The 21,681-nt window shown below is 66.0% G+C and carries 19 protein-coding genes; 7 read left to right on the plus strand and 12 right to left on the minus strand.

Going from position 1 to position 21,681, the window contains the following annotated elements; all coding sequences use genetic code 11:
- Window positions 1-18: 18 nt before the first annotated feature.
- Entirely contained in the window at window positions 19-1,407 is a 1,389-nt protein-coding gene (locus ABC728_RS21885) for a divergent polysaccharide deacetylase family protein (RefSeq protein WP_416617306.1), read from the plus strand.
- Window positions 1,408-1,491: 84 nt separating this feature from the next.
- Here ABC728_RS21885 and ABC728_RS21890 read toward each other — a convergent pair whose 3' ends face one another.
- Window positions 1,492-1,830, minus strand: a complete 339-nt coding sequence (locus ABC728_RS21890) for a hypothetical protein (RefSeq protein WP_416617305.1) — start codon at window positions 1,828-1,830, stop codon at window positions 1,492-1,494.
- 202 nt (window positions 1,831-2,032) lie between these two features.
- Here ABC728_RS21890 and ABC728_RS21895 point away from each other — a divergent pair, with 202 nt between their 5' ends.
- Window positions 2,033-3,934 (plus strand): propionyl-CoA synthetase, encoded by a 1,902-nt coding sequence (locus ABC728_RS21895; RefSeq protein WP_445376499.1) that lies wholly within the window; start codon window positions 2,033-2,035, stop codon window positions 3,932-3,934.
- Window positions 3,935-4,147: 213 nt separating this feature from the next.
- On the opposite strand, the gene ABC728_RS21900 is transcribed toward ABC728_RS21895, so the two are convergent.
- Window positions 4,148-4,609, minus strand: a complete 462-nt coding sequence (locus ABC728_RS21900) for an Hsp20 family protein (RefSeq protein ID WP_416617303.1) — start codon at window positions 4,607-4,609, stop codon at window positions 4,148-4,150.
- 299 nt (window positions 4,610-4,908) lie between these two features.
- On the opposite strand from ABC728_RS21900, the gene ABC728_RS21905 reads away from it, so the two are divergent.
- Window positions 4,909-5,310, plus strand: coding sequence for a DUF1465 family protein (locus tag ABC728_RS21905; protein ID WP_416617302.1), 402 nt, complete (start codon window positions 4,909-4,911; stop codon window positions 5,308-5,310).
- Window positions 5,311-5,390: 80 nt separating this feature from the next.
- Here ABC728_RS21905 and ABC728_RS21910 read toward each other — a convergent pair whose 3' ends face one another.
- The 4 genes from ABC728_RS21910 to ABC728_RS21925 form a co-directional block, all read right to left on the minus strand.
- Window positions 5,391-6,101 carry a protein phosphatase CheZ gene (locus tag ABC728_RS21910; RefSeq protein WP_416617301.1) on the minus strand — a complete coding sequence of 237 codons (711 nt, stop codon included), beginning with the start codon at window positions 6,099-6,101 and terminating at the stop codon, window positions 5,391-5,393.
- Between the two features lie 206 nt (window positions 6,102-6,307).
- Entirely contained in the window at window positions 6,308-7,180 is an 873-nt protein-coding gene (locus ABC728_RS21915; RefSeq protein ID WP_416617300.1) for a 23S rRNA (adenine(2030)-N(6))-methyltransferase RlmJ, read from the minus strand.
- A 1-nt stretch (window position 7,181) separates the two neighbouring features.
- On the minus strand, window positions 7,182-8,123 hold the full coding sequence (locus tag ABC728_RS21920) for a DMT family transporter (RefSeq protein ID WP_416617299.1): 942 nt from the start codon (window positions 8,121-8,123) through the stop codon (window positions 7,182-7,184).
- Window positions 8,124-8,380: 257 nt separating this feature from the next.
- Window positions 8,381-9,043 (minus strand): transglycosylase SLT domain-containing protein, encoded by a 663-nt coding sequence (locus ABC728_RS21925; protein WP_416617298.1) that lies wholly within the window; start codon window positions 9,041-9,043, stop codon window positions 8,381-8,383.
- 332 nt (window positions 9,044-9,375) lie between these two features.
- On the opposite strand from ABC728_RS21925, the gene ABC728_RS21930 reads away from it, so the two are divergent.
- Window positions 9,376-10,662, plus strand: coding sequence for a methyltransferase (locus ABC728_RS21930; RefSeq protein ID WP_416617297.1), 1,287 nt, complete (start codon window positions 9,376-9,378; stop codon window positions 10,660-10,662).
- Window positions 10,663-10,694: 32 nt separating this feature from the next.
- Here ABC728_RS21930 and ABC728_RS21935 read toward each other — a convergent pair whose 3' ends face one another.
- Together ABC728_RS21935 and recG are read right to left on the minus strand one after the other, a co-directional pair.
- Window positions 10,695-11,963 (minus strand): NAD(P)/FAD-dependent oxidoreductase, encoded by a 1,269-nt coding sequence (locus ABC728_RS21935; protein ID WP_416617296.1) that lies wholly within the window; start codon window positions 11,961-11,963, stop codon window positions 10,695-10,697.
- 69 nt (window positions 11,964-12,032) lie between these two features.
- Complete coding sequence (gene recG, locus ABC728_RS21940; protein WP_416617295.1) at window positions 12,033-14,114, minus strand: ATP-dependent DNA helicase RecG; 2,082 nt, start codon at window positions 14,112-14,114, stop codon at window positions 12,033-12,035.
- A gap of 99 nt (window positions 14,115-14,213) precedes the next feature.
- Here recG and ABC728_RS21945 point away from each other — a divergent pair, with 99 nt between their 5' ends.
- On the plus strand, window positions 14,214-14,489 hold the full coding sequence (locus ABC728_RS21945) for a succinate dehydrogenase assembly factor 2 (RefSeq protein WP_416617294.1): 276 nt from the start codon (window positions 14,214-14,216) through the stop codon (window positions 14,487-14,489).
- A 136-nt stretch (window positions 14,490-14,625) separates the two neighbouring features.
- Window positions 14,626-18,252: a transcription-repair coupling factor gene (gene mfd, locus ABC728_RS21950; protein ID WP_416617293.1), complete on the plus strand. Its 3,627-nt coding sequence runs from the start codon at window positions 14,626-14,628 to the stop codon at window positions 18,250-18,252.
- A 102-nt stretch (window positions 18,253-18,354) separates the two neighbouring features.
- Here mfd and ABC728_RS21955 read toward each other — a convergent pair whose 3' ends face one another.
- Window positions 18,355-18,810, minus strand: a complete 456-nt coding sequence (locus tag ABC728_RS21955; RefSeq protein WP_416617292.1) for a hypothetical protein — start codon at window positions 18,808-18,810, stop codon at window positions 18,355-18,357.
- 169 nt (window positions 18,811-18,979) lie between these two features.
- On the opposite strand from ABC728_RS21955, the gene ABC728_RS21960 reads away from it, so the two are divergent.
- Entirely contained in the window at window positions 18,980-19,255 is a 276-nt protein-coding gene (locus ABC728_RS21960; protein WP_416617291.1) for a hypothetical protein, read from the plus strand.
- A gap of 118 nt (window positions 19,256-19,373) precedes the next feature.
- On the opposite strand, the gene ABC728_RS21965 is transcribed toward ABC728_RS21960, so the two are convergent.
- From ABC728_RS21965 to ABC728_RS21975, 3 genes are all read right to left on the minus strand, one after another.
- Window positions 19,374-19,640 carry a hypothetical protein gene (locus ABC728_RS21965; protein WP_416617290.1) on the minus strand — a complete coding sequence of 89 codons (267 nt, stop codon included), beginning with the start codon at window positions 19,638-19,640 and terminating at the stop codon, window positions 19,374-19,376.
- A gap of 141 nt (window positions 19,641-19,781) precedes the next feature.
- The gene (locus ABC728_RS21970; protein WP_416617289.1) at window positions 19,782-19,988 is read right to left on the minus strand and encodes a cold-shock protein; all 207 of its coding nucleotides are present in this window, start codon (window positions 19,986-19,988) and stop codon (window positions 19,782-19,784) included.
- A gap of 90 nt (window positions 19,989-20,078) precedes the next feature.
- On the minus strand, window positions 20,079-21,617 hold the full coding sequence (locus ABC728_RS21975; RefSeq protein ID WP_416617625.1) for a helicase HerA domain-containing protein: 1,539 nt from the start codon (window positions 21,615-21,617) through the stop codon (window positions 20,079-20,081).
- Window positions 21,618-21,681 lie beyond the last annotated feature (64 nt).

A 21,681-nucleotide genomic window follows, 5' to 3' on the forward strand; every position in this document is an offset into this window, starting at 1 on the left:
CGATAAGCATCCCCGGCCGTGCCCCTGTTTCCGTTCACAAGAAAAAACAAGTCCAAGGCAGGTGCCACGGCGGGAACCGGTGGCGGCAGTGCAGCCGTGCTGGCCTCGCGCTTCGGTGTGCGCCGCGGTGGTGCCACGGCGGGCGCGGATGCTGACGCCAAGGGGGACGAGGCGGATCACCGGTCTGTGCCGGGCAAGGCGGGTCAGCGGTTCTGGGACAGGGTGAAGCCGCGCGGTGGCCGCGGCAAGGGCAAGGCCGGCAACCCCTTCTCCGACAGCAGTGAGTTGTCGCTGCTGGGTCTGGAGACGGAGGAGGAGACGGGTGGGAACGGGCGCAAGGCCAAAGGCCCGGCGCGGCGGGCCCGTCCATCACCACCGGCCATCGCCGCCCTGCTGCTGGTGCTGGCCATGGCAGGCGTGGCGGTTGTGCTGGCCGTGAAGGGGCCGGAAACGGTGGCCCGGCTGGATGCTGCCCGCGGCCTGGGCAGCCGGATCGTGATTCTGTTGCCGGACGGAAGCCCCCGTTTCGCCCCGCCCGCCACGGCGGCCCCGGTGGAGGAGGCGCCGCTGGACCCTGTGGACATGCCTGTCACCCTGACCCCCTCGCGCAACGACATGCTGGTTGAACGGCTGCGCGTTGGCCGTGTGCCCCGTGTGGCGCCCGATGGCACGACGGCCTGGCAATATTACGCCCGGCCCTTCCCGCAGGAAGACCAGCGTCCGCGCATCGCCATCATCCTGACCGGCCTGGGCCTGTCGCATGCGGCGACGCAGGCGGCCATCGACCGGCTGCCCAGCGCTGTCACCTTCGCGTTTCCCCCATCCGGACAGGATCTGCAGGCCCGTGTCGATGATGTGCGTGCGAAGGGGCACGAGGTGCTGCTGGCCGTGCCTTTGCAGCCGGCGGGCTATCCCGCCAACGATCCCGGTCCCAACACATTGTTGACCAACCTGTCGGATGAGGAGAATACAAGGCGGCTTGAGGCCAGCATGGCCGCCTTCACGGGTTATGTCGGCGTGACATCCAGGACGGACAGCGGCACGGCCTTCCTGACCCAGCGTGACAATGTGCGCGGGCTGCTCCAGCAGGTGCATCGCCGCGGCTTGCTTTATGTCGACCTCTGGCAGGTTGCAGGCAGCAAGGGCAGTGCCGTGGCCAAGGAACTGTCCCTGCCGCGCGTGATCAGCGACCTTCAGATCGACCGGGTGCCGTCCGTCATCGGCATCGACGCCCAACTGGCTCAACTCGAGCAACTGGCCAAGGCCAATGGTGTGGCCGTGGGCTTTGCCGAGGCCACCTATCCCGTCAGTGTGGAACGCCTGTCGGATTGGGCGGTCGGCCTGCGTGACCGCGGGATCGTGCTGGCGCCCGTTTCCGCCGTCGTGAACCGGCAGGCCGACCGGTAGGCGGGCCCCGCCAGGACTGTTAAACTCCATGGTTTGCAGCTGCTCCGAGCCCGCCCATGTGTGGGCCGATCTGGAGGAACCCGCTTAGGCCACAACCTGCATGGCCTTCGACACGATCAAGGCGATACGGTCGCCATCGACCTCCATCGATTTTTCCGCGGCCCGTGGCAGCGGGATCTTCATCTTGCGGCAATAGATGATCAGCACGGCCGCCACTTCGGCTTCCTCCATCTCGATCTCGCGATAGACGCTGGAGCCCATGGCCTGGATCTTCACCCCGAGGATCAGGGGATTGTCACTGCGGATCAGGATGGGACCCAGCAGGCCCGGCGGCTGCTTTTGCGGGAACAGTTCACGATAGGTCTTCACCGCCGCCCGGATGGCCTCTGGCGAGAACTGGATATGTCGGCTGTCAACGATCATGGAGACGGCTACTCGTGATGGCTGGTTGCAAATGTCGCAGACCAAGGTCGGGGATGAAAGCTGGCGGCTGTTCTTGCTGATTAGTGTGAAGCGGCAGACATAATCATTGATGTCCCGTTCCAACAGGGTCGAAATCAGAGCAAACGTATGTGCCGGCCGTTTCATCCCGCGGCTCCGGTGCATGAAGCGGGGAGGGGACGACATGACCGGGCGCTATCAGTCGATCTACAATCAGTCCATGGCCGATCCTGTGGAATTCTGGCGGGATGCTGCGGAAGCCATCGAATGGGATCGCTTCCCGACAACCATACTGGACGAAAGTGATAAGCCTTTCTATCGGTGGTATCGGGGGGGACGGTTGAATATTTGCCATAACGCGCTTGACCGGCATGTTGCCGCCGGTCGCGGTGCGCAGGTGGCGCTGATCCATGACAGTCCGGTGTCCGACAGCAAGCGCTTCATCACCTATGCGGAGCTGCTGGATCAGGTTGCACGGCTGGCCGGTGCGCTGCGTGACCAGGGGGTGACACAGGGCGACAGGGTCATCATCTACATGCCCATGATCCCCGAGGCGGTGGCCGCCATGCTGGCATGTGCCCGCATCGGGGCCGTGCATTCCGTGGTATTCGGCGGATTCGCGCCGCATGAACTGGCCACGCGCATCAATGACGCCACGCCGAAGGTCATCATGTCGGCCAGTTGCGGGATCGAAGGCAGCAAGATCCTGCCTTATAAGCCCATGCTGGATGCCGCCATCGATCAGGCGCATCATAAACCTGCGCATTGCATCATTTTCCAGCGTCCGCAGGCTCATGCGGCCCTGACCCCCGGCCGTGATCTGGACTGGGGCCAGGCCATGGAGGCGGCCCGGCCGGCCGATTGCGTGATGGTGGAGGCCACCGACCCGCTCTACATCCTCTACACGTCCGGCACGACGGGCCAGCCCAAGGGCGTGGTTCGTGATACGGGCGGCTATGCCGTCGCGCTGAAATGGACCATGGAGCATTTCTATGGCCTGAAACCGGGGGAGGTGTTCTGGACGGCCAGCGATGTCGGCTGGGTCGTCGGCCATTCCTATATCGTCTATGGTCCGCTTCTGCAGGGCTGCACGACCCTTGTCTATGAAGGCAAGCCCGTCGGCACGCCGGACGCGGCCGCCTTCTGGCGGGTCATCGAGGAACATAAGGTCGTGACGCTGTTCACGGCCCCGACCGCCTTTCGCGCCATCAAGCGGGAGGACCCGAACGCCGAGTTGATCGCCAATCACGACATCTCCACCCTGCGGGCCCTGTTCCTGGCCGGCGAACGTTCCGATCCCGATACGTTGAACTGGGCCGAAACGCACCTGAAGGTGCCTGTGATCGACCATTGGTGGCAGACGGAGACAGGCTGGCCCATCGCGGGCAATCCGCTGGGGCTTGATCTGCTGAAGGTGAAATACGGCAGTACTGCTGTTCCATTGCCGGGGTGGGACATCCGGGTCCTGGCGGCTGACGGAACCCCGGTAAAGCGCGGCGACATCGGCGCCATCGTGGCCAGGCTGCCGCTGCCGCCCGGCACGCTGCCCACCTTGTGGAATGCGCGGGAGCAATTCTTCAAGAGCTATCTGGCCGATTTTCCCGGCTATTATCAGACGTCGGATGCCGGATTCATCGATGATGACGGCTATATTTTCGTCATGGCCCGTACCGACGATATCATCAATGTCGCCGGCCACCGTCTGTCGACGGGCGCGATGGAAGAGGTCCTGTCCGGTCATTCCGACGTGGCGGAATGCGCCGTGATCGGCGTGGCCGATGCGCTGAAGGGCCAGCTTCCGCTGGGTTTCATCGTCCTGAAGCGGGGGGTCGACCGGCCGCATGCCGAGATTCTGGCCGAAATCGTCAAGAAGGTGCGCGACGAGATCGGACCCGTGGCCGCCTTCAAGCAGGCGCTGGTCGTGGAACGGCTGCCGAAGACCCGCTCCGGCAAGATCCTGCGCGGCACGATGCAGAAGATCGCCGATAGCGAAGCCTGGAAGATGCCAGCCACCATCGATGATCCCGCCACCCTGGACGAGATCGGCACGGCCCTGAAGCAGGCCGGTTATGCGAAGGCTGGATGAGGGTGCGTTAATTCGGCAACAATCATGACGTTTTCTTTGCGTCCATGGTTCTTTAACGTCTGTTGCCGGTTGACCCCTGGAGCCCGGGCTCCTACTTTCGGCTTGTTCGTTCGGCAGGGTTGAACGGGCGGGGCTTCAGGGAAATGGGTAAAAAATAGAGGGCCGCCATCGTAGCGGCCCTCTTTTAATTTCAGCGTTTCAAGATAATCGCGGTTACGCCGCGTCGCGCGTGGGCAGCGAGGTCTTGGGCGTGGAGGTTGCGATCTGGATGGAACGCGGCTTCAGGGTTTCCGGCACTTCACGCACCAGCTCGATGTGCAACAAACCATTCTCCAGTATGGCGTTGGTCACCCGGATATGGTCGGCAAGCTGGAAGCGGCGCTCGAACGCGCGGCCGGCGATGCCACGATGCAGGAAGGTTGTCCCTTCCGTCTCCTTGGCCTTGCCCTGGACGATCAGCAGATTGGGGTGTGCCGTGATCTCGATATCGCTTTCGCTGAAACCGGCCACGGCCATGGTGACGCGGTACTGATCCTCGCCACGCTTTTCGATATTGTAGGGGGGATAGGCGTTGCTGCCATTATCTTCCCCGTTCAGCGCATTCTCCAGAAGGCGCGTCATGCGGTCGAAACCGACGGTGGAACGGAAAAGCGGCGACAGGTCATAGCTACGCATTGGTATCCTCCAGGAGCGATACGTTGGGTCTCGGGGCCCCCGTCATCGGCCGGCCCCTTGGCTTCGTGGATATCCGCGACCCCGTCATCGGGCGCCGCCTCCACGCCATTGACGTAAGAACCGGGCTTCCGCCCTTCAAGAGGGGGAGACGCAAAAAGTTCCCCTGCACATTGGTAGGGGTGGGGCACCCCCAAGGAGGCGACCGGCACCGATTGTCAAACGGCGGCAAATGCCCTTACACTTTGCCGGTGTCGCAGGCGCATCCAGGCGATCGTGCCGGCGCCGGGAAGGAGTCGCGGGTGAACGGACCGACAGCCTTCTTCAACAGAACCTATGATGAGACCATGAGCCTGCTGCTGGAGGCCCGCAACTACGTGGCCTATCAGGAGGCGGCGGACCAGCGCAGCCTGCCGCCCGCCGTTCGTCTTCAGGCCTCTTATGAGTCGATGCGGGTCACCAGCCGGCTGACACAGGTCATGGCGTGGATATTGGCCCAGAAAGCCGTGCATGCAGGGGAACTGACCCAGGAGCAGGCCGTGGGGGACGATTACGCCCTGTCAGGCGGCCATATCTGTTCCGACCCGTCGGGACCGGACAATCTGGCCCTGCCGCCCGCCTTGCGCTCGCTGCTGCAACGCAGCCATGGGCTTTACATGCGGACATCCAGGCTGGAGGACATGGTCCGGCGCAACGTCGCCTGACACAGTCCACCCTGCCGGGCCGCCGGATGGCAGTGCCGGACAACAGGTCCGGTGATCGGCTTCGATCACCGGATATGGGATCAGTCGAACAGGGCGTCGATATCGGCCTGCGAAACGCTGGCCTGCCCATCCATCGGCCCGTGCAGGGCCAGGCCATCATCATGCTTGGCGATGCTGGGCGGCAGGGGCAGCGCCTCGAATTCCTTGCTGTTCCAGACGGACATCATGCTGTCGATCCGTTCCTCGATGAAGGCCAGCGCCTGTACCACCTTGGTGATGCGCTGCCCCGTCAGATCCTGGAAATTGCAGGCCTCGAAAATGCGCAGGGTGACGTCGTTCAAATCTTTCAGCCGGCTGCTCTGATACCCTTCGGGCAGTTGAGACCGCACTTCATTGACGATGTCCTCCACCTCTTCGGCGGCGGAAATGATGATGTTGGTCGCCGCCTCTGTGGCGCGCACCACGGCTGACAATTGCTCGCTCGCCTCCTGGAACGTGTCCTCGTGCGCCAGGGGATGCCGCAGGGCGGCCATTTCAACCTTTGTCGCCTTGATGCGGCCGGCGATATCGGCGATTTCGACCTGGATTTGTTCGATATGGGTGTGGTCGACCGTCAGGAAGCGGTCCAGCTTTCCCCCCAGGGCGGAAATGGCGGCCAGCACCTCGGCATTGTCCACGCTGACATTCATGACGGGCGGCGGCGGGGGCAGGGCGGCGGATGAAACGGCCGCCGTCACGGCGCCGTCCCGCACCTCCGCCCCGTTGCGGGCGCTGCCGGTTCGCTTGGCCATCTGGATTTCCGCCATGAATGGCCGACGCGGCATATGCACCATTCCAGTCCCCCTGTCCCCCGATGCGGCATCCGGCGCGCCCCTACGAAAGGCTATCGCCCGTTCGGATACGCCATCACACTTTCGTACTGTGACCTAAGCCAGTGTGCGCTGCAAGATGGCAAGCGTGACCAAAAGATGAAGGCGCGAAAACAAGCACACCCGCATCAAAGAGCGGTGCTGCCATCCTCTCCCCGGATCCAGTGGCAGCCGACGGGGCCGATGCCGGCATCCAATGCCTTTTGCAGGGCGGGCAGCATCGTGGACAGGGTCTCTTGCGTCTTCCAGGGCGGATTGACCAGGATCAGGCCGGACCCGTTCAGCCGGTCGGACCGGTCGTCGTCGGACCAGCAAAGCTCTGCCGCCAGCATGCGGGGGATGCCCGTATCCTCCAGCATCTGGTGAAAACGCCACACCGTGGCGCGGTCCTTTACGGGATACCACAGCAGGTATTGTCCCGTGGCCCAGCGGCGGTGCGCGATGGCAAGGGCGGCGACCATGCGCTCATATTCGTCCGGCGCTTCGAAGGGCGGATCGATGACGACCAGGCCGCGGCGTTCCCGCGGTGGCAGGTGGGCCTTCAGCGACAGCCAGCCATCCATATGGTGGACGCTTACCTGCCGGTCGCCCTGGAACAATGCCCGCAGCGTGCGCACATCGTCGGCATGCAGTTCCGCCAGCAGCAGCCGGTCGTCCGGCCGCATCAGCGATCGTGCCAGCCAGGGAGAGCCTGGATAATGCCGGATGGGGTCGCCATCCCCACCCTCGGCGTTCAGCGACCGGATCGTTTCCAGATAGGGCGACAGGCAGTCCGGCAGGCCATCCACCGGCCGGGACAGCACACGGCGGATACCGCGCACCGCCTCCCCTGTCCGCCGTGCGGCCTGGTCGTCAAGATCATAGCGTCCGATGCCGGCATGTGTATCCAGCACGAAGAAGGGGGCGGGCTTGGCCCGCAGCCGGTCCAGCAGCCAGGCAAGCACGGCATGTTTCATGACATCGGCGGCGTTGCCGGCGTGGAAGACGTGGCGATAGTTCATGTTACAGGTTCTTCGTGGTGCTGGCGGCCTGGGCCTTGTGGATCATGCCCAGCTTGGATTCACGCCATATGATGTAGACCCCGCTGCCGATCACGATCAAGGCCCCAAGCGCTACCATGGGATGGGGCACCTCCGACCAGATCAGATAGCCATAGCCCGTGGCCCACAGCATGGCCGTATAGTCGAAGGGCGCGATGACGGCCACCGGCGCGCCACGATAGGCGCTGGTCAGCAAAAGCTGCCCCACCCCACCCACGACGCCCAACGCGACGAAAAGCAGGGCATCGGTGGGCGTCGGCATCACGAAGTCGGGCAGGCACGCCAGTCCCATGATGATGCTGCCGCTCAGCATGAAATAGAAGACGATGGTCGTGCTGGGTTCCGTTGCGGACAGGCGCCGGATGGAGATCATGGCACAGGCGGCCAGGGCGGCGGAGGTCAGAGCCAGCAGGCTGCCGACGGCCACCCGGCCACCCGCCATCGCCTCGCGCAGCAGGTTGGCATCGGGGCGCAGCATGATCAGCACCCCGGCGAAGCCCACCACAAGCGCCACCGCCCGCCGCCATCGCACCCTCTCCCCCAGGATCAGCAGGCCCAGCAGCGTTGTCCAGAGCGGGGCCGTGAAGGCAAAGGCGGCGGCATTGGCCAGCGGCAGATAGGTAATGGCCGTGAAGCCGCAGGCCATGGAGGTGACACCGATCAGGCAACGGGCCAGGTGCCCCAGGGGCCGCGCGGTGCGCAGCGAGGCAAGGCCGCCCGCGCGATGGACCAGCGGCAGGATCACGACCAGCGCGATCGATGCCCGGAAGAAGATCACCTGTGTCACGGGGTAGGAGGAGCCCAGCCATTTCACCAGCACATTCATCGTGCTGAACATCGCCACCGCCACCACCATCGTCAGGATGGCGCGGCCGACAGGGGGCAGGGTGGAAAGACGGTACATGGTTTCCGGTGCGGGCGAAGGGGACCGGCACCTTTCGTGCGTGATCCCCGCGGCGGACACCAGCCCCGGCTTTACATGGCAGACATGGCACCGGGTTGCCAGTCCGGGCAGAACCGGCAAATCACGGGCGTCAAACGAACCGGCGGCAGAACCAGCGGCTGCTGGATAATCAGGTGGCAGATGATCGGGAAGGTCAGGGGCTGGCCATGCTGACGGGGCCCCGGCACGACCGGCGCTGCGACCAGAAAGACAGCCGCTCAGCCGACAGGGATATCGTCCAGCTTCTCAAAGGCGCGGCGGGTGCGGGGGGCGACATGCGGCGTCTTCTGGCCAGCGCAATCGGGGACACCAACCAGATCGGCACTGGTCTGGGCGCCCAGGCTGACAAGCTGTTGCTTGATCTTGCACTGATAGGCGGCCGCCTTCGTGCCGCTGGCGCCATTATAGCGGGCGACGGCCCCGGCCCAGCTTCCGGTTTCCCGGCGCAGGGTCACCAGATACCGGGCGGCATAGCGGACATTGGCTTCCGGGTTCACGATCTTTTCGACCGGACGGAAGGCCTGCTTGTGATGGGTCAGCGAAAGCTGCATGCAGCCGGCATAGACGGCACCACGCAGGTTGCCCTGATTGTCACGCAGGTAGGTTGCAGCCTCCGCTTCCGTGCGGGGCGAGACCGTGCGGCCGCGGATATTCATGGCATAGGGGGAGGGAGCACCACCGGAACCGCTTTCCACCAGGGACACGGCCATCAGGATGCCCTTCGGGATGCTGAATTCCTTTTCCGCGGCCACGATATGGTCAAGGCATGCGGCCCGAGCGGGCGCGGCGAGAAAGGTCAGCGCGAATACAAAGGAGAAGGCAATGAACAGGGCGGAGTCACGGATGGAAGGGACTGCGGCGCGTCGCATGCGCATCTGCATCTCTTTCATCCTCGTTCCCCCTGTCGCGTTCCCGGCGGTGATGCCGCCGACGAAATTCCCGCTTGTGCGCGGGACCCATGCCCAGGCCACCGTTACGAAATGCGGTGACCGCTCCCTGAAGAAAACCATGACCGGCACCATGCACCGGCCGCATAGCAATTCCAGATTAGACGCATTGGGTCAACCGGGAATCATTGGATTTGCTGTATTCGCCGCATATATCCCCACGAGAAGGGCTGGTTTGTCCCATCGGTACCCCCTGGCGGCCATTCACCGGCATGATATAGCGCGATCCGCCCGGCAGCGGCCGGCCCGCGTTTTCCGGATTCGCCATGACCGACGTGATCACCCAAGCCTACGCCCATCTGGACCGTCAGGACGCTGATGGTGCGGTTGCCATCCTGCTTGCCATGGGCGGCGGGGCGGAGGCGGCGGGTTTGCTGGGCGACCTGCTGCTGGAGAAAGGCAAGCTGGAGGAGGCGTCGCAGGCCTTCCGGGGTGCCCTGGCGGAAGAGCCGGACCGGTTGCCCTGCCTGCGGGGCCTGGTGGCGGCCCTGGCCGGGCTGGGTCGGCACGGGGAGGCCATGGAGCCGTGCCGGCTGCTGCTGGACGCGCGGCCTGACGATGCGATGGGCCATCGCCACATGGCCCACCTGATGCTGGCGGCGGGTGACCGGGACGCGGCGCTGGCCCATGCGCGCGAGGCGCGGTTCCTGGCACGGCACGACCTGGAGATATTGATCGATACGGCACAGGTCATGCTGGCCGCTGACGAGGGGCTGTCCGCCGTGGAAATGCTGGACGGCGCGCTGCGGCGTGCCCACCCGGCCGATCCCGCGCTGCCGCGTGGCCGCGTCATTCTGGCCCGCCTTTGGACGCAACTGGACGAGCCGGGCAAGGCCGCCGCCGTGCTGCGCGCGGCCCTGCAGGCCGATCCGGACGATACGGGCGGTGCCGCCGCGGCGCTGGCCGAACTGGCCCACGGCCCGGCCGCGGCGACGCTGTCCGCGGCCTTCGTGCGCGCGCTGTTCGACAGTTATGCCGACCGGTTCGAGCAGGAACTGGTCGGAAAGCTTCGCTATGGCGGGCCCGGTGCGCTGCGCGACCTGCTGCTGGACCATGGGATCGGTCCCGGCGCGGGGCTGCGGCTGCTGGACGCTGGATGCGGCACGGGGCTGGCCGGGGCGGCCCTGCGCCCGGTCGCTGCGCATCTGGCCGGGTTCGACCTGTCGCCCCGTATGGTGGAAAAATCCCGCGCGCGGCAGATCTATGATGCGCTGTGGGTCGGTGATCTGGTGGCCAGCATGCTGGCGCGGCCGGCGGCGCATGATCTGGTGGTGGCGGCCGATGTGCTGGTCTATGTCGGCGACCTCAACCCCGTCATGGCGGCGGCGGCGGTGACCCTGGCCGATGGTGGCCATTTCGCCTTCACCTGCGAGCGGACGGTCGAACCGGGCTTCATCCTGCATGAGGGGCGGCGCTTCGCCCATGGGGAGGCGCATCTGCGCCGGGCCGTGGCGGATGCCGGGCTGGAATTGCGCCATCTTGCCCCCTTCAGCGCCCGCACCCAACGGGGGGAGCCGGTGCCCGGCTGGATCGCGCTGGCGGTGAAGCCCTGAACCGCAGGGGCCAGGGGCCTTTGCCGTCGGCCTTATAGTAAGTCGCGCAGCCGGTACCACATCATGCCCAGCACCAGGGCCGGCATCTTCAGCCCCGCAGGGCCGGGGAAGGGGCGGTGGGGGATACGGGCGAACACGTCCAGCCGTCCCGCCTGGCCCGCAATCGCCTCCGCGATCACCCGGCCGGCGATGGCCGTCAGCGCCACGCCGTGCCCGCTATAGCCCTGGGCGAAATAGGTGGTGGGACTGACGCGGCCCAGATGCGGCATGCGGTTCATGGTGATGGCCACATGCCCGCCCCAGCAATAGTCGATGGCGAGATCGGCCAGTTGCGGGAAATATTTCAGCATGGTCCGGCGCAGCGATTGTTTCAGCCCCGGCTGGTCGAAACCGGAATAACTGACGCCGCCGCCGAACAGGAACCGGTGGTCCGGGCTGCGGCGGTAATAGTTCAGCACGAAATTGATGTCCGCCACGGCGATACCGGAGGGGATGAGGGCCCGGGCCCGGTCGGGGTCCATCGGTTCGGTGCCGATGATGTAGGTGCCTGCCGGCATCACGCGGCTGCGGATGGGCCGGCATAGGCCGCCCAGATAGGCATTGCCGGCCAGCACCAGAAAGCGGGCCGATACGGTGCCTGTGGCCGTGAAGGCCCGCGGATTGTCGCCGGTATCGACGCGGACCACACGGCTGCGTTCATGGATGCGCACGCCCATCCCCTCCGCTGCCAGGGCCAGGCCCAGTGCATAGTTCAGCGGATGCAACTGTCCGCTGCCCTCGTCATACAGCCCGCCCAGATAGGCATCGGTGGCCACCATGGACCGGACCTCGTCGCGCTCGACCATGCGCGTCCTGTGATAGCCGAGCCCCTCCAGTTCCGCCTTGTGTTCCGCCAGCCCCGTCATGTGCCGCGGCTTCAGGGCGGCCAGCAGATAGCCCCATTTCAGGTCGCAATCGATCCGATGGCGGTCGACCAGATCGGACAGCATGGCCTTGGCCTCTTCCGACAGGTCCCAGAGATGGCGGGCATCGTCCTTGCCCACCCAGCCCTCGATCTGGTCCATCCCCTTGTTGAAGCCGGTGACGATCTGCCCGCCATTGCGCCCCGACGCACCCCAGCCGACGGTCTCCGCCTCCAGCACGATGACGGACAGCCCCTTGCCCGCCAGCTCAATGGCTGTCACCAGCCCCGTATAGCCACCGCCGACGATGCAGACATCGGCCACCGTGTCGCCGACCAGCAGGGGGCGGGCGGGTGCTGCATGGGCCGTGTCGGCATACCAGGAGGGGGCGTGGGGCATGGGGGGCCTTCTGTCTGTCATGGGTGGAATGTTCCACCTCCGCCGCCGGACGGCAAGCATGGGCGGGGATCACCCCGACCGCAGGTACCTAATCGCCGCATCCCGCTCGAACAGATAGAGCAGCGTCCGCAGTGCCGTTCCGCGCTCCGTCTCCAGTTCCGGGTCGCGTTCCACGATCAGCCGCGCATCGTCGCGGGCGACGGCCAGCAGCTCGCCATGCACCGCCAGATCGGCCAGCCGGAATTCCGGGATGCCCGATTGCTTGGTGCCCAGCATCTCGCCGGCCCCACGCAATTCCAGGTCCTTTTCGGCGATGATGAATCCATCTTCGGTATCCTTCATCACCTGCAGGCGCTGACGTGCCACCTCTCCCAAGGGCTGGTAATAGAGCAGCAGGCAGGTGCTGGCGCCCGTGCCACGGCCCACCCGCCCGCGCAACTGGTGAAGCTGGGCCAGCCCGAACCGTTCGGCATGTTCGATCACCATGATCGTGGCCTCGGGCACGTTCACCCCCACCTCGATCACGGTCGTGGCGACCAGCACGTCCAGCCGCCCTTCGGCAAAGGCGGCCATGACGGCATCCTTGTCCGTTCCCTTCATCTTGCCATGGATCAGGCCCACCCTGTCCCCCAGCCGTTCGGCCAGGGCGGCGTGCCGGTGCGTCGCGGCGGCCAGGTCCACCTGCTCGCTTTCATCCACCAGCGGGCAGACCCAATAGATGCGCTGGCCGGACGCAATGGCGCGGGACAGGCTGCCCGCCACCTCCTCCAGCCGGTCGGCATGCATGACGACGGTCTTCACGGGCTGGCGTCCCGGCGGCTTCTCGTCCAGGCGTGACACGTCCATGTCGCCATAGACGGTCAGCGTCAGGGTGCGGGGGATGGGGGTGGCCGTCATGACCAGCGTGTCGACCCCACGCCCCTTGGCCGCCAGTTGCAGGCGCTGATGCACGCCGAACTTGTGCTGCTCGTCGATGACGGCAATGGCCAGGTCGGCGAAGGTCACCTCCTCCTGGAACAGGGCGTGGGTGCCGACCAGGATGTCGATCTCCCCCGCCGCCAGCCTTTCCAGCAGGGCGGCCCGCGCCTTGCCCTTGTCGCGGCCGGTCAGTACGGCCAGCCGCACGCCCGCGGCCTCGCACAGCGGTGCCAGTGTTTCCGCATGCTGGCGTGCCAGGATCTCCGTCGGTGCCATCAGGGCGGCCTGGGCGCCCGTTTCCACGGCGTTCAGCATGCACATCAGGGCCACGATGGTCTTGCCGCTGCCCACATCGCCCTGCAACAGGCGCAGCATGCGGGACTTGGACGCCATGTCGGCATGGATCTCCGCCAGCGACCGTTCCTGTGCGCCCGTCAGGCGATAGGGGAGGGCGGCGGAGACGGCAGCGCGCAGGCGCCCGTCGCCCTGGGTCTCCCGCCCCGTCAGCTTTTTCTGCTGTGCGCGGACCAGCACCAGGGCCAACTGGTTGGCCAGCAATTCATCGAAGGCCAGGCGTTGCCGCACCGGCCCCAGCGGATTGATGTCCCCTTCATCCACCGGGTGGTGAAGGCGGGTCAGGGCCGTATGCCAGTCCGGCCAGTCGCGCCGCTTCAGCCAGGCAGCATCCTGCCATTCCGGCAGTTCGGGCGCGCGAGCCAGGGCGGCCTGGATGGCCGTGCGCAACGGCTTGGGGTTCAGGCCGCCCGTCAGCGGATATGTGGGCTCCGTCGACGAGGGCGGGGCCCCTTCCTCCGCCGGGGCGGCATGGTCGGGATGGGCGATCTGGAGATGGTTGTTATAATATTCGGCCTTGCCGGAAACGATGATCTGGCTGCCCGGGGGCAGCTTCTTTTCCAGCCAGTCGCCCTTGATGTGGAAATAGACCAGATCCATCGATCCCGTATGGTCGATGCAGCGTATGCGATAAGGGCGGTTGGGGGCCAGCGGCGGCATGTGACCGTCCACCCGCACCGTCAGCACGACGTGCCGTCCCTCCGGCGCCTCGGCGATGGCGGGCACCTGGATTCGGTCCACGATGCCCGTCGGCTTGTGCCACAGCAGGTCCACGACATGCGGGCCGGCCAGCTTCTCGGCCAGCTTGCCAAGGCGCGGACCCAGCCCAGGAAGGCTGGTCACGGGCGCGAAAAGGGGGAACAGGATGGCGGGGCGCAAGGGGCGGCTCTATCTGTCACGGGGACGATGGGACAGCGGACGGCTGACAGGCCGCCCGTCTGGTTCTATATCAAAGCCCAGCTTCAAACCGGAACCAAGATGATGATCGATCTGCCCGACGCCGACCTGGACCCCCGCCGCAAGCGCCTGATCTTCCGCAGCGACCATCGCGGTACGAAGGAGATGGACCTGCTGCTGGGCAGCTTCGCCCGCAAGCATGTCGCCGCGATGGACGACGATCTGGTGGACCGGTTCGAGGTGTTGCTGGAGATGTCCGACCCCGATCTCTACAACTGGATCACGGGACAGGAACCGACTCCGCCGGAATGGCAGGGGCCGCTGATGGAGATGCTGCGGGCTCACCGCTACCGGTAATACCGGGGTCGGGAAATCCCGCCCCCGGTATCCACGCCGAATGGCACGGCGACGGCCGTCCCCCTTTTGTTCCCATCCGCCGCGATCCCTGCTATACCCGCCGCACCATCCCGCGCCAGCAGCAAAGCCGATTGCCATGAGCCTGATCCCGACGCCCGACATCGCGCTGAACCTGGGCCATCCCCGCCGCATGCTGCTATCGGGCACGCCGGACGGGCAGGATGCACGCATCCTGGCGGCCCTGGCGCGGCGCGGCGGGGCGGCGGGCCTGCTGCATATCACCAGCGACGATGCCCGCGCCGCCCGGCTGGCCGAAGCGGTGGCCTTCTTCGATCCGTCGGTGGAGGTGGTGGGCTTTCCGGCGTGGGATTGCCTGCCTTATGACCGCGTGTCCCCCAATGGGGAGATCGTGGCGCAACGCATCGCGGCCCTGACAAGACTGCTGCGGCCTGCGGCCAGGGGCGCGTCGGCCCTGCTGGTCATCACCACGGTGAACGCCGTGGTGCAGAAGGTGCCGCCACGCCTCGCCTTCCGCAATGCCAGCTTCGGCGCCAAGGTCGGCACGCGCGTCAATGTCGCGGAATTGCAGCGCTTTCTGGCGCAGAACGGCTATGTCCGGGCGCAGACGGTGCGCGAGCCGGGGGAATTTGCCGTGCGTGGCGGCATCATCGACCTGTTTCCCCCCGGCAGCCAGGAGGCCTTGCGCCTGGACCTGTTCGGCGATGATCTGGAGGGGGTGCGCAGCTTCGACCCCATGACGCAGTTGACGGTGGAGAAGCGCGACGGCTTCCTGCTGATGCCCATGTCGGAGATATTCCTGGATGAAATGTCCATCCAGCGGTTCCGCACGGGCTATCGCGAGCATTTCGGGGCCGTCACCGATGATGATCCGCTGTACGAGGCCGTCAGTGCTGCCCGCAAGCATGCGGGCATGGAACATTGGCTGCCGCTGTTCCATAGCTCCATGGAGACCCTGTTCGACTATCTGCCCGATGCGTCGGTGACGCTTGACCCCAATGTCGAACAGGCCCGCGACGAGCGGCTGGAGCAGGTCCAGGATTTCTACCAGGCCCGCCGCACCATGGCGGAGACGGAGCGCAAATCCGGCAATCCGGTCTACAAGCCGTTGCCGCCCTCGCTGCTGTTCCTGGATGGGGATACGTTCGACCGGCATCTGGCCGTGCGCGCCGTGGCCCAACTCTCCCCCTTTGCCGCGGTGGAAGGGGAGGTGTCCAACAAGGACATGGTGGATGGCGGCGGGCGCAAGGGGCGGGATTTCGCCGATGCGCGCGTGCAGCCGGGCGTCAATGTCTATGACGTGCTGCGCGACCATATCCACGCGCTGGAGAAGGATGGCCGCAGCACGGTCATCGCGGGCTATACCACGGGGTCCCGCGACCGGCTGCTGTCGGTCCTGAAGGAACATGGTCTGACGCGCCTGCAGGCCGTGGACAGTTGGGCCGACCTGACGTCCCTGCCGCGGGGGACGACGGCGCTGATCGTGCTGCCGCTGGACCATGGCTTCACGGCACCGGGCCTGGCAATCATCACCGAACAGGACATCCTGGGCGACCGTCTGGTCCGCGCCGGATCGAAGAAGAAGCGCCGCAACGCCAATTTCATCGCCGAGGCCGCCTCGCTCAACCCCGGCGACTTCGTGGTCCATATCGATCACGGCATCGGCAAGTATGACGGGCTGGAAACGCTGGAGGTCGGCGGCGCTCCGCATGATTGCCTGCGCCTCATCTATGATGGCGGCGACAAGCTGTATGTGCCGGTGGAGAATATCGAGGTCCTGTCCCGCTATGGCAGCGAGGACGCGGGCGCCACGCTGGACAAGCTGGGCGGCGTGGGCTGGCAGTCACGCAAGGCCCGCGTCAAGCGCCGGCTGAAGGACATGGCCGACGCCCTGCTGCGCATCGCGGCGGAGCGCGCGCTGCGCCGGGCCGATGCCGTGCCCATCCCCGACGGCGCCTGGGACGAGTTCTGTGCCCGCTTCCCCTATGCCGAAACCGATGACCAGTTGCGGGCCATCGATGATGTGATCGAGGATATGGGGTCCGGCAAGCCCATGGACCGGCTGATCTGCGGCGATGTCGGTTTCGGCAAGACGGAGGTGGCGCTGCGCGCCGCCTTCCTGGCTGTCATGGCGGGGCGACAGGTGGCCGTCGTGGTGCCCACAACGCTGCTGGCCCGGCAGCATTCCCGCACCTTTGAAAGCCGTTTCGCCGGCCTGCCCGTGCGTATCGGGCAATTGTCGCGCATGGTCACGACCAGGGAATCCTCCCAGACCCGGCAGGGCGTGGCCGATGGCACGGTGGATATTGTCATCGGCACCCATGCGCTGCTGGGCAAGGGCGTGGATTTCAAGCGCCTGGGTCTGGTCATCGTGGACGAGGAACAGCATTTCGGCGTGAAGCAGAAGGAGCGGCTGAAGGAATTGCGGGCGGACGTGCATGTGCTGACCCTGTCCGCCACGCCCATCCCGCGCACCTTGCAACTGGCCTTGTCCGGTGTGCGCGAACTGTCGGTGATCGCCACGCCGCCGGTCGACCGCCTGGCCGTGCGCACCTTCGTGCTGCCCTTCGACCCGGTCGTGATCCGGGAGGCCATCCTGCGCGAACATCACCGCGGCGGGCAGAGCTTCTATGTCTGCCCGCGGGTGGAGGATCTGGGCCGGGTCCGTGCTCGGCTGGAGGAACTGGTGCCGGAGGTGAAGATCGTTTCCGCCCATGGCCAGATGGCGCCCACGGAACTGGAAGACGTGATGACGGCCTTCGATGACGGCAAGTACGATGTGCTGCTGGCCACCAACATCATCGAATCGGGCCTGGACATTCCGCGCGCCAATACCATGATCGTCCACCGGGCCGACCTGTTCGGCCTGGCCCAGCTTTACCAGATCCGTGGCCGCGTCGGCCGGTCCAAGGTCCGCGGCTATGCCTACCTGACTTATCAGCCCAAGACGGTGCTGTCGGCCACGGCGCAGCAGCGCCTGCACGTGCTGGAGACCCTGGACAGCCTGGGCGCCGGTTTCCAGCTCGCCAGCCACGACATGGATATCCGCGGCGCCGGCAACCTGTTGGGCGAGGAGCAATCCGGTCAGATCCGGGAGGTTGGCGTCGAGCTGTATCAGCAGATGCTGGAAGAGGCGGTGGAGGCGGCGCGCGGCGGATTGAGCGACGCGCAACTGGCCGAGGACGCCTGGTCGCCCCAGATCGCGCTGGGCATGCCGGTCCTGATCCCCGACAGCTATGTGCCCGACCTGGGCGTGCGGCTGACGCTGTACCGCCGCCTGTCGGACCTGACATCGAAGGACGAGATCGAAGCGTTCGGCGTGGAACTGATCGACCGGTTCGGCAAGCTGCCGCCAGAGGTCGACAATCTGCTGCGCCTGATGGAGATCAAGCGCCTATGCCGGGAAGCCGGCGTGTCGAACCTGGATGCCGGGCCGAAGGGCGCGGTCGTCACGTTCCGCAACAGCAATTTCAGGAATCCCGCCAAGCTGGTCGAATTCATTCAGAAGCAGGCCGGCACGGCCAAGCTGCGACCCGATCACAAGCTGGTGTTTCTGCGGCCCTGGGATGCGGAGGAGACCCGCATGGCCGGTGCCCGCACATTGATGCAGGCGCTGGCCCAGATGGCGGCGGGGGAGAAGGTGACGGCCGACCTGCCACCGCCGCCGCCGCCACCGCCGCCCCCGCCGCCGCCGAAGCCGCTGGTCAAGCGTCCTCCCTTCGGCGCGGCCAGACGCCGCTGGTGACCGCACGCGGTTGTCCGGACACCTTCATCCCGGATGAAGGTGGACCCGGCGGGACAAATCGGGGGCATGACAAGCGCACGACCGGTAATCCGGCCGCCGGTATCACAAATACTGGCCGAACACCTTCAGATAGGGCCGTGCTTCCTGCAGGAATTGCAGCGCCTCATAGATCAGATCGGGCAAGGTCAGGTGGCCCGGCACGCGGGCCTGCCCCAGCACGATGATCTTCTGGTTGCTGTCGGTGATGAACTTGGCCTTTTCCAGGCCCGCAGTGGCGCGCAGGATACGCGACAGGTGGACGCGCTTTTCCGGGGATTCGATGCTGAAAGGCAGATAACCCACATCGGCCCAGATCCTGAAAAGGGTCTGATCCCCCTCCGGCGTCAGGCTGACATGGAACATCAGCCCGTCCAGGAAGAAATGATGTTCCGACATTTCGGTGGGGCTGGTGACGCTGACATCGCCCGCCTCGTCCATGCGGACGGAACCACGGGCGATGGGCAAGCCCTTCTCTGCCGCGCGGGCCAGCTTGGCGACCGTCTGAAGCGCCTGAGACAAGGCTCACTCTCCCCTTGGCATAACCCGCCGGTGGCGGGTGCGTATCGACTATCCGTTATAGGTGTTGCGGCCGAATGGTCCAATGAATTTCCATCGGCAACGCGGCAAGATCGGGACGGGCGTCATCCGTCCGGAAACGCCCGTCCTTTGAAAGACTTGCCGACGATCCATGGTGCCTTATCCCGACATAACGGCCTTGCCGGACGACCTTGCCGCCGCACTTGTGCGTCTGGTGCGGCTGGTCAACCAGATGCGCATGCGCTGCCCGGACCTGGACCATGTCGCCCTGTCGGTGGAGACGGATATCGACTGGCAGGCGGCCACGATCCTGACCCGGCACATCGAACTGACCTGCCGTGATTTCAGACTGATGCTGAGCCCGTGGGACGGGCGCAACCTGATCGCCCCTGACCCGGACGGCGGGCGCCGCGCGGGGACGGACTGAGCCTGTGCCTGGTGCGCAGCCAATCGGCGGCTTCAGGTGCAAGACTTGCCCTGTCACGAATCCTCATGGGCGACACCCACCGTGATCGGGGCCCGGGGTTGTTTGCAAGCGGGTGGGGTCAGTCCGCGTCGCCACGGTCGTTGGCAATGTCGTCAGCCAGTTCGGCCGCCATTTCGGCGAACAGGTCGGCATCGGCGGCCAGGCCGTTGGCCTCGCAGATGCGCATGAAGACGCGGTAGCCATGCAGGATGGCGACATCGTAGGCGGCCTGGTCGCCTTCCTCGCTGTACCGGTCCTTGATCCCCTGTTCCTCCAGGGTGCCGAGAACATCGATCTCGGCGGCCTTCAGAACGGCATCCATCGCCTGCTTATGGAGTGTGGACATGGTCCGGATTCCCATCTTAGGCGCGCCGGCGGGTGGCCGGCGCGGGTTTGGGCGCCGTCATAGCAGGGAACGGCCCCGATGCAAGTGTCCCATCGACAGGGAATACCCCGCATGCGCCAAAAGTAAGGCGCCGTCGGCGGATCAGTTGCGCAGGTTGATGGCCATGGGCTTGCGGGTCTTGCGATTGACCTCGACCTCATATTCCAGGAACTGCCCCTCCTTCAGGGTGGGCAGGCCGATATACTGGACGGCCGAGATATGGACGAACACGTCCGGTCCGCCATCCTCAGGCGTGATGAAGCCATAGCCCTTGGCGCTGTTGAACCATTTGACGGTGCCGGTCGGCATGGGCGTCGCTCCGCGCGCTCGAAAAGGGGAATTGAAGGCCGGCACCATGACGGCAATCGCCAGCCATTGCAAGGCTGCCTGTGCGGCCGTTCATGCCGCGCCGGCGGCACCGTCGCCATCGGTGTCGAGCGGGTCGGGGGCGTTGGGGTCCCCCGCCGCTGTCTCCCGTCCCAGATGCGGCAGGCCGATGGCACGCAGCCCGCCGATAAGCCCGCGCTGCACGATCACCCCACGCTGTTCCATATAGGATAGCAGCCGGCGTGCCCGTCCGGGGGAGCGGCTGCCGCAGGCGCGTGCCACCTCCGCATCGGACGGGCAGGGCGCCTGGGCCAGTGCTGCCCGTGCCAGCAGCAGGAACACCCCCTGCATGTCCTCCGGCAGGGATTTGGCGGCCTTCTCCGCCTCCGTCCAGTCCGGGTCGTCGGCCCCTTCCGCATCCACCCCGGCCCGGATCACCGATAGCCGTCGGCGGAAGGCCGGCATGTCCAGCGTTTCCCCCCGCAGCCGGTGGATGCGGCAGCGGACCAGGAAATCCTGATACAGAACGGCATCGGTGCGGAACGCGGCATCAGGATCGGCCAGGACCTGCCTCAGCACCTCGTCCAGCTTGCCGTCATTCTCCGCAGCTTCGAACAGCGAGGGTTCGGGATTCAGTGCTGCGGTGGCCGCCATCTCTGCCTGGCGTTGGCCGGCCAGGCGCAGGGCGGTGTTGATGTCGGGTGGCGGCGCGGGTGGGGCCTTGCGCACGGGCGGCGGCGGGGCGGCCAGTTCGTCTGCCGACGGGGTCAGGATCAGGTCGCGGGCATCGGCCGGCGGCTGGTCGGGCAGGGGCATCAGCTTCGGGCTGCCGCCACGGCCCGACGTTTCCACCTCGCCGATGCGGATGGGCAGGGGGCGGCGCGACACGGCCGGGCCCAGGGCCACGAAATGCCCGCGCTGCAGGTCGCGGAACATCTCCGCCTGACGGCGCTCCATGCCCAGCAGGTCCGACGCGCGCGCCATGTCGATATCCAGGAAGGTGCGGCCCATCAGGAAATTGCTGGCCTCCGCCGCCACGTTCTTGGCCAGCTTGGCCAGGCGCTGGGTGGCGATGATGCCGGCCAGCCCGCGCTTGCGGCCCCGGCACATCAGGTTGGTCATGGCCCCCAGGCTGGCCTTGCGCGCCTCGTCGGAGACCTCGCCGGCTGCCGCAGGCGCGAATAGCTGTGCTTCATCCACCACGACCAGCATCGGATACCAATAATCGCGCTCGGCATCGAACAGACCGCCCAGGAAGGCGGCGGCCAGGCGCATCTGGCCTTCGATATCGGCGCCGTCCAGGGCCAGCACGACGGAGACGCGATGCTGGCGCACGCGGGCCGCCACCTTCTGCAGGCTGGATTCGGTATGCTGGGCCGCATCGACGACGACATGGCCGAACTTCTCGGCCAGCGTCACGAAATCCCCCTCTGGATCGATGATGCATTGCTGCACCCAGGGAGCGGACTGTTCCAGCAGCCGGCGCAGCAGGTGCGATTTACCGGAACCGGAATTGCCCTGCACCAGCAGGCGGGTGGCCAGCAATTCCTCCAGGTCCATCGTGGCGGTGCGCCCCTCCGCCGTCAAACCCATGTCGATGCCGACCTGCATCCCGAACCGACCCCGCTGCATTTTCCCCGTCAAGCGGCTCTATAGCGCATGTCGGCGGATCGTG

Source organism: Niveispirillum fermenti, assembly GCF_052474395.1.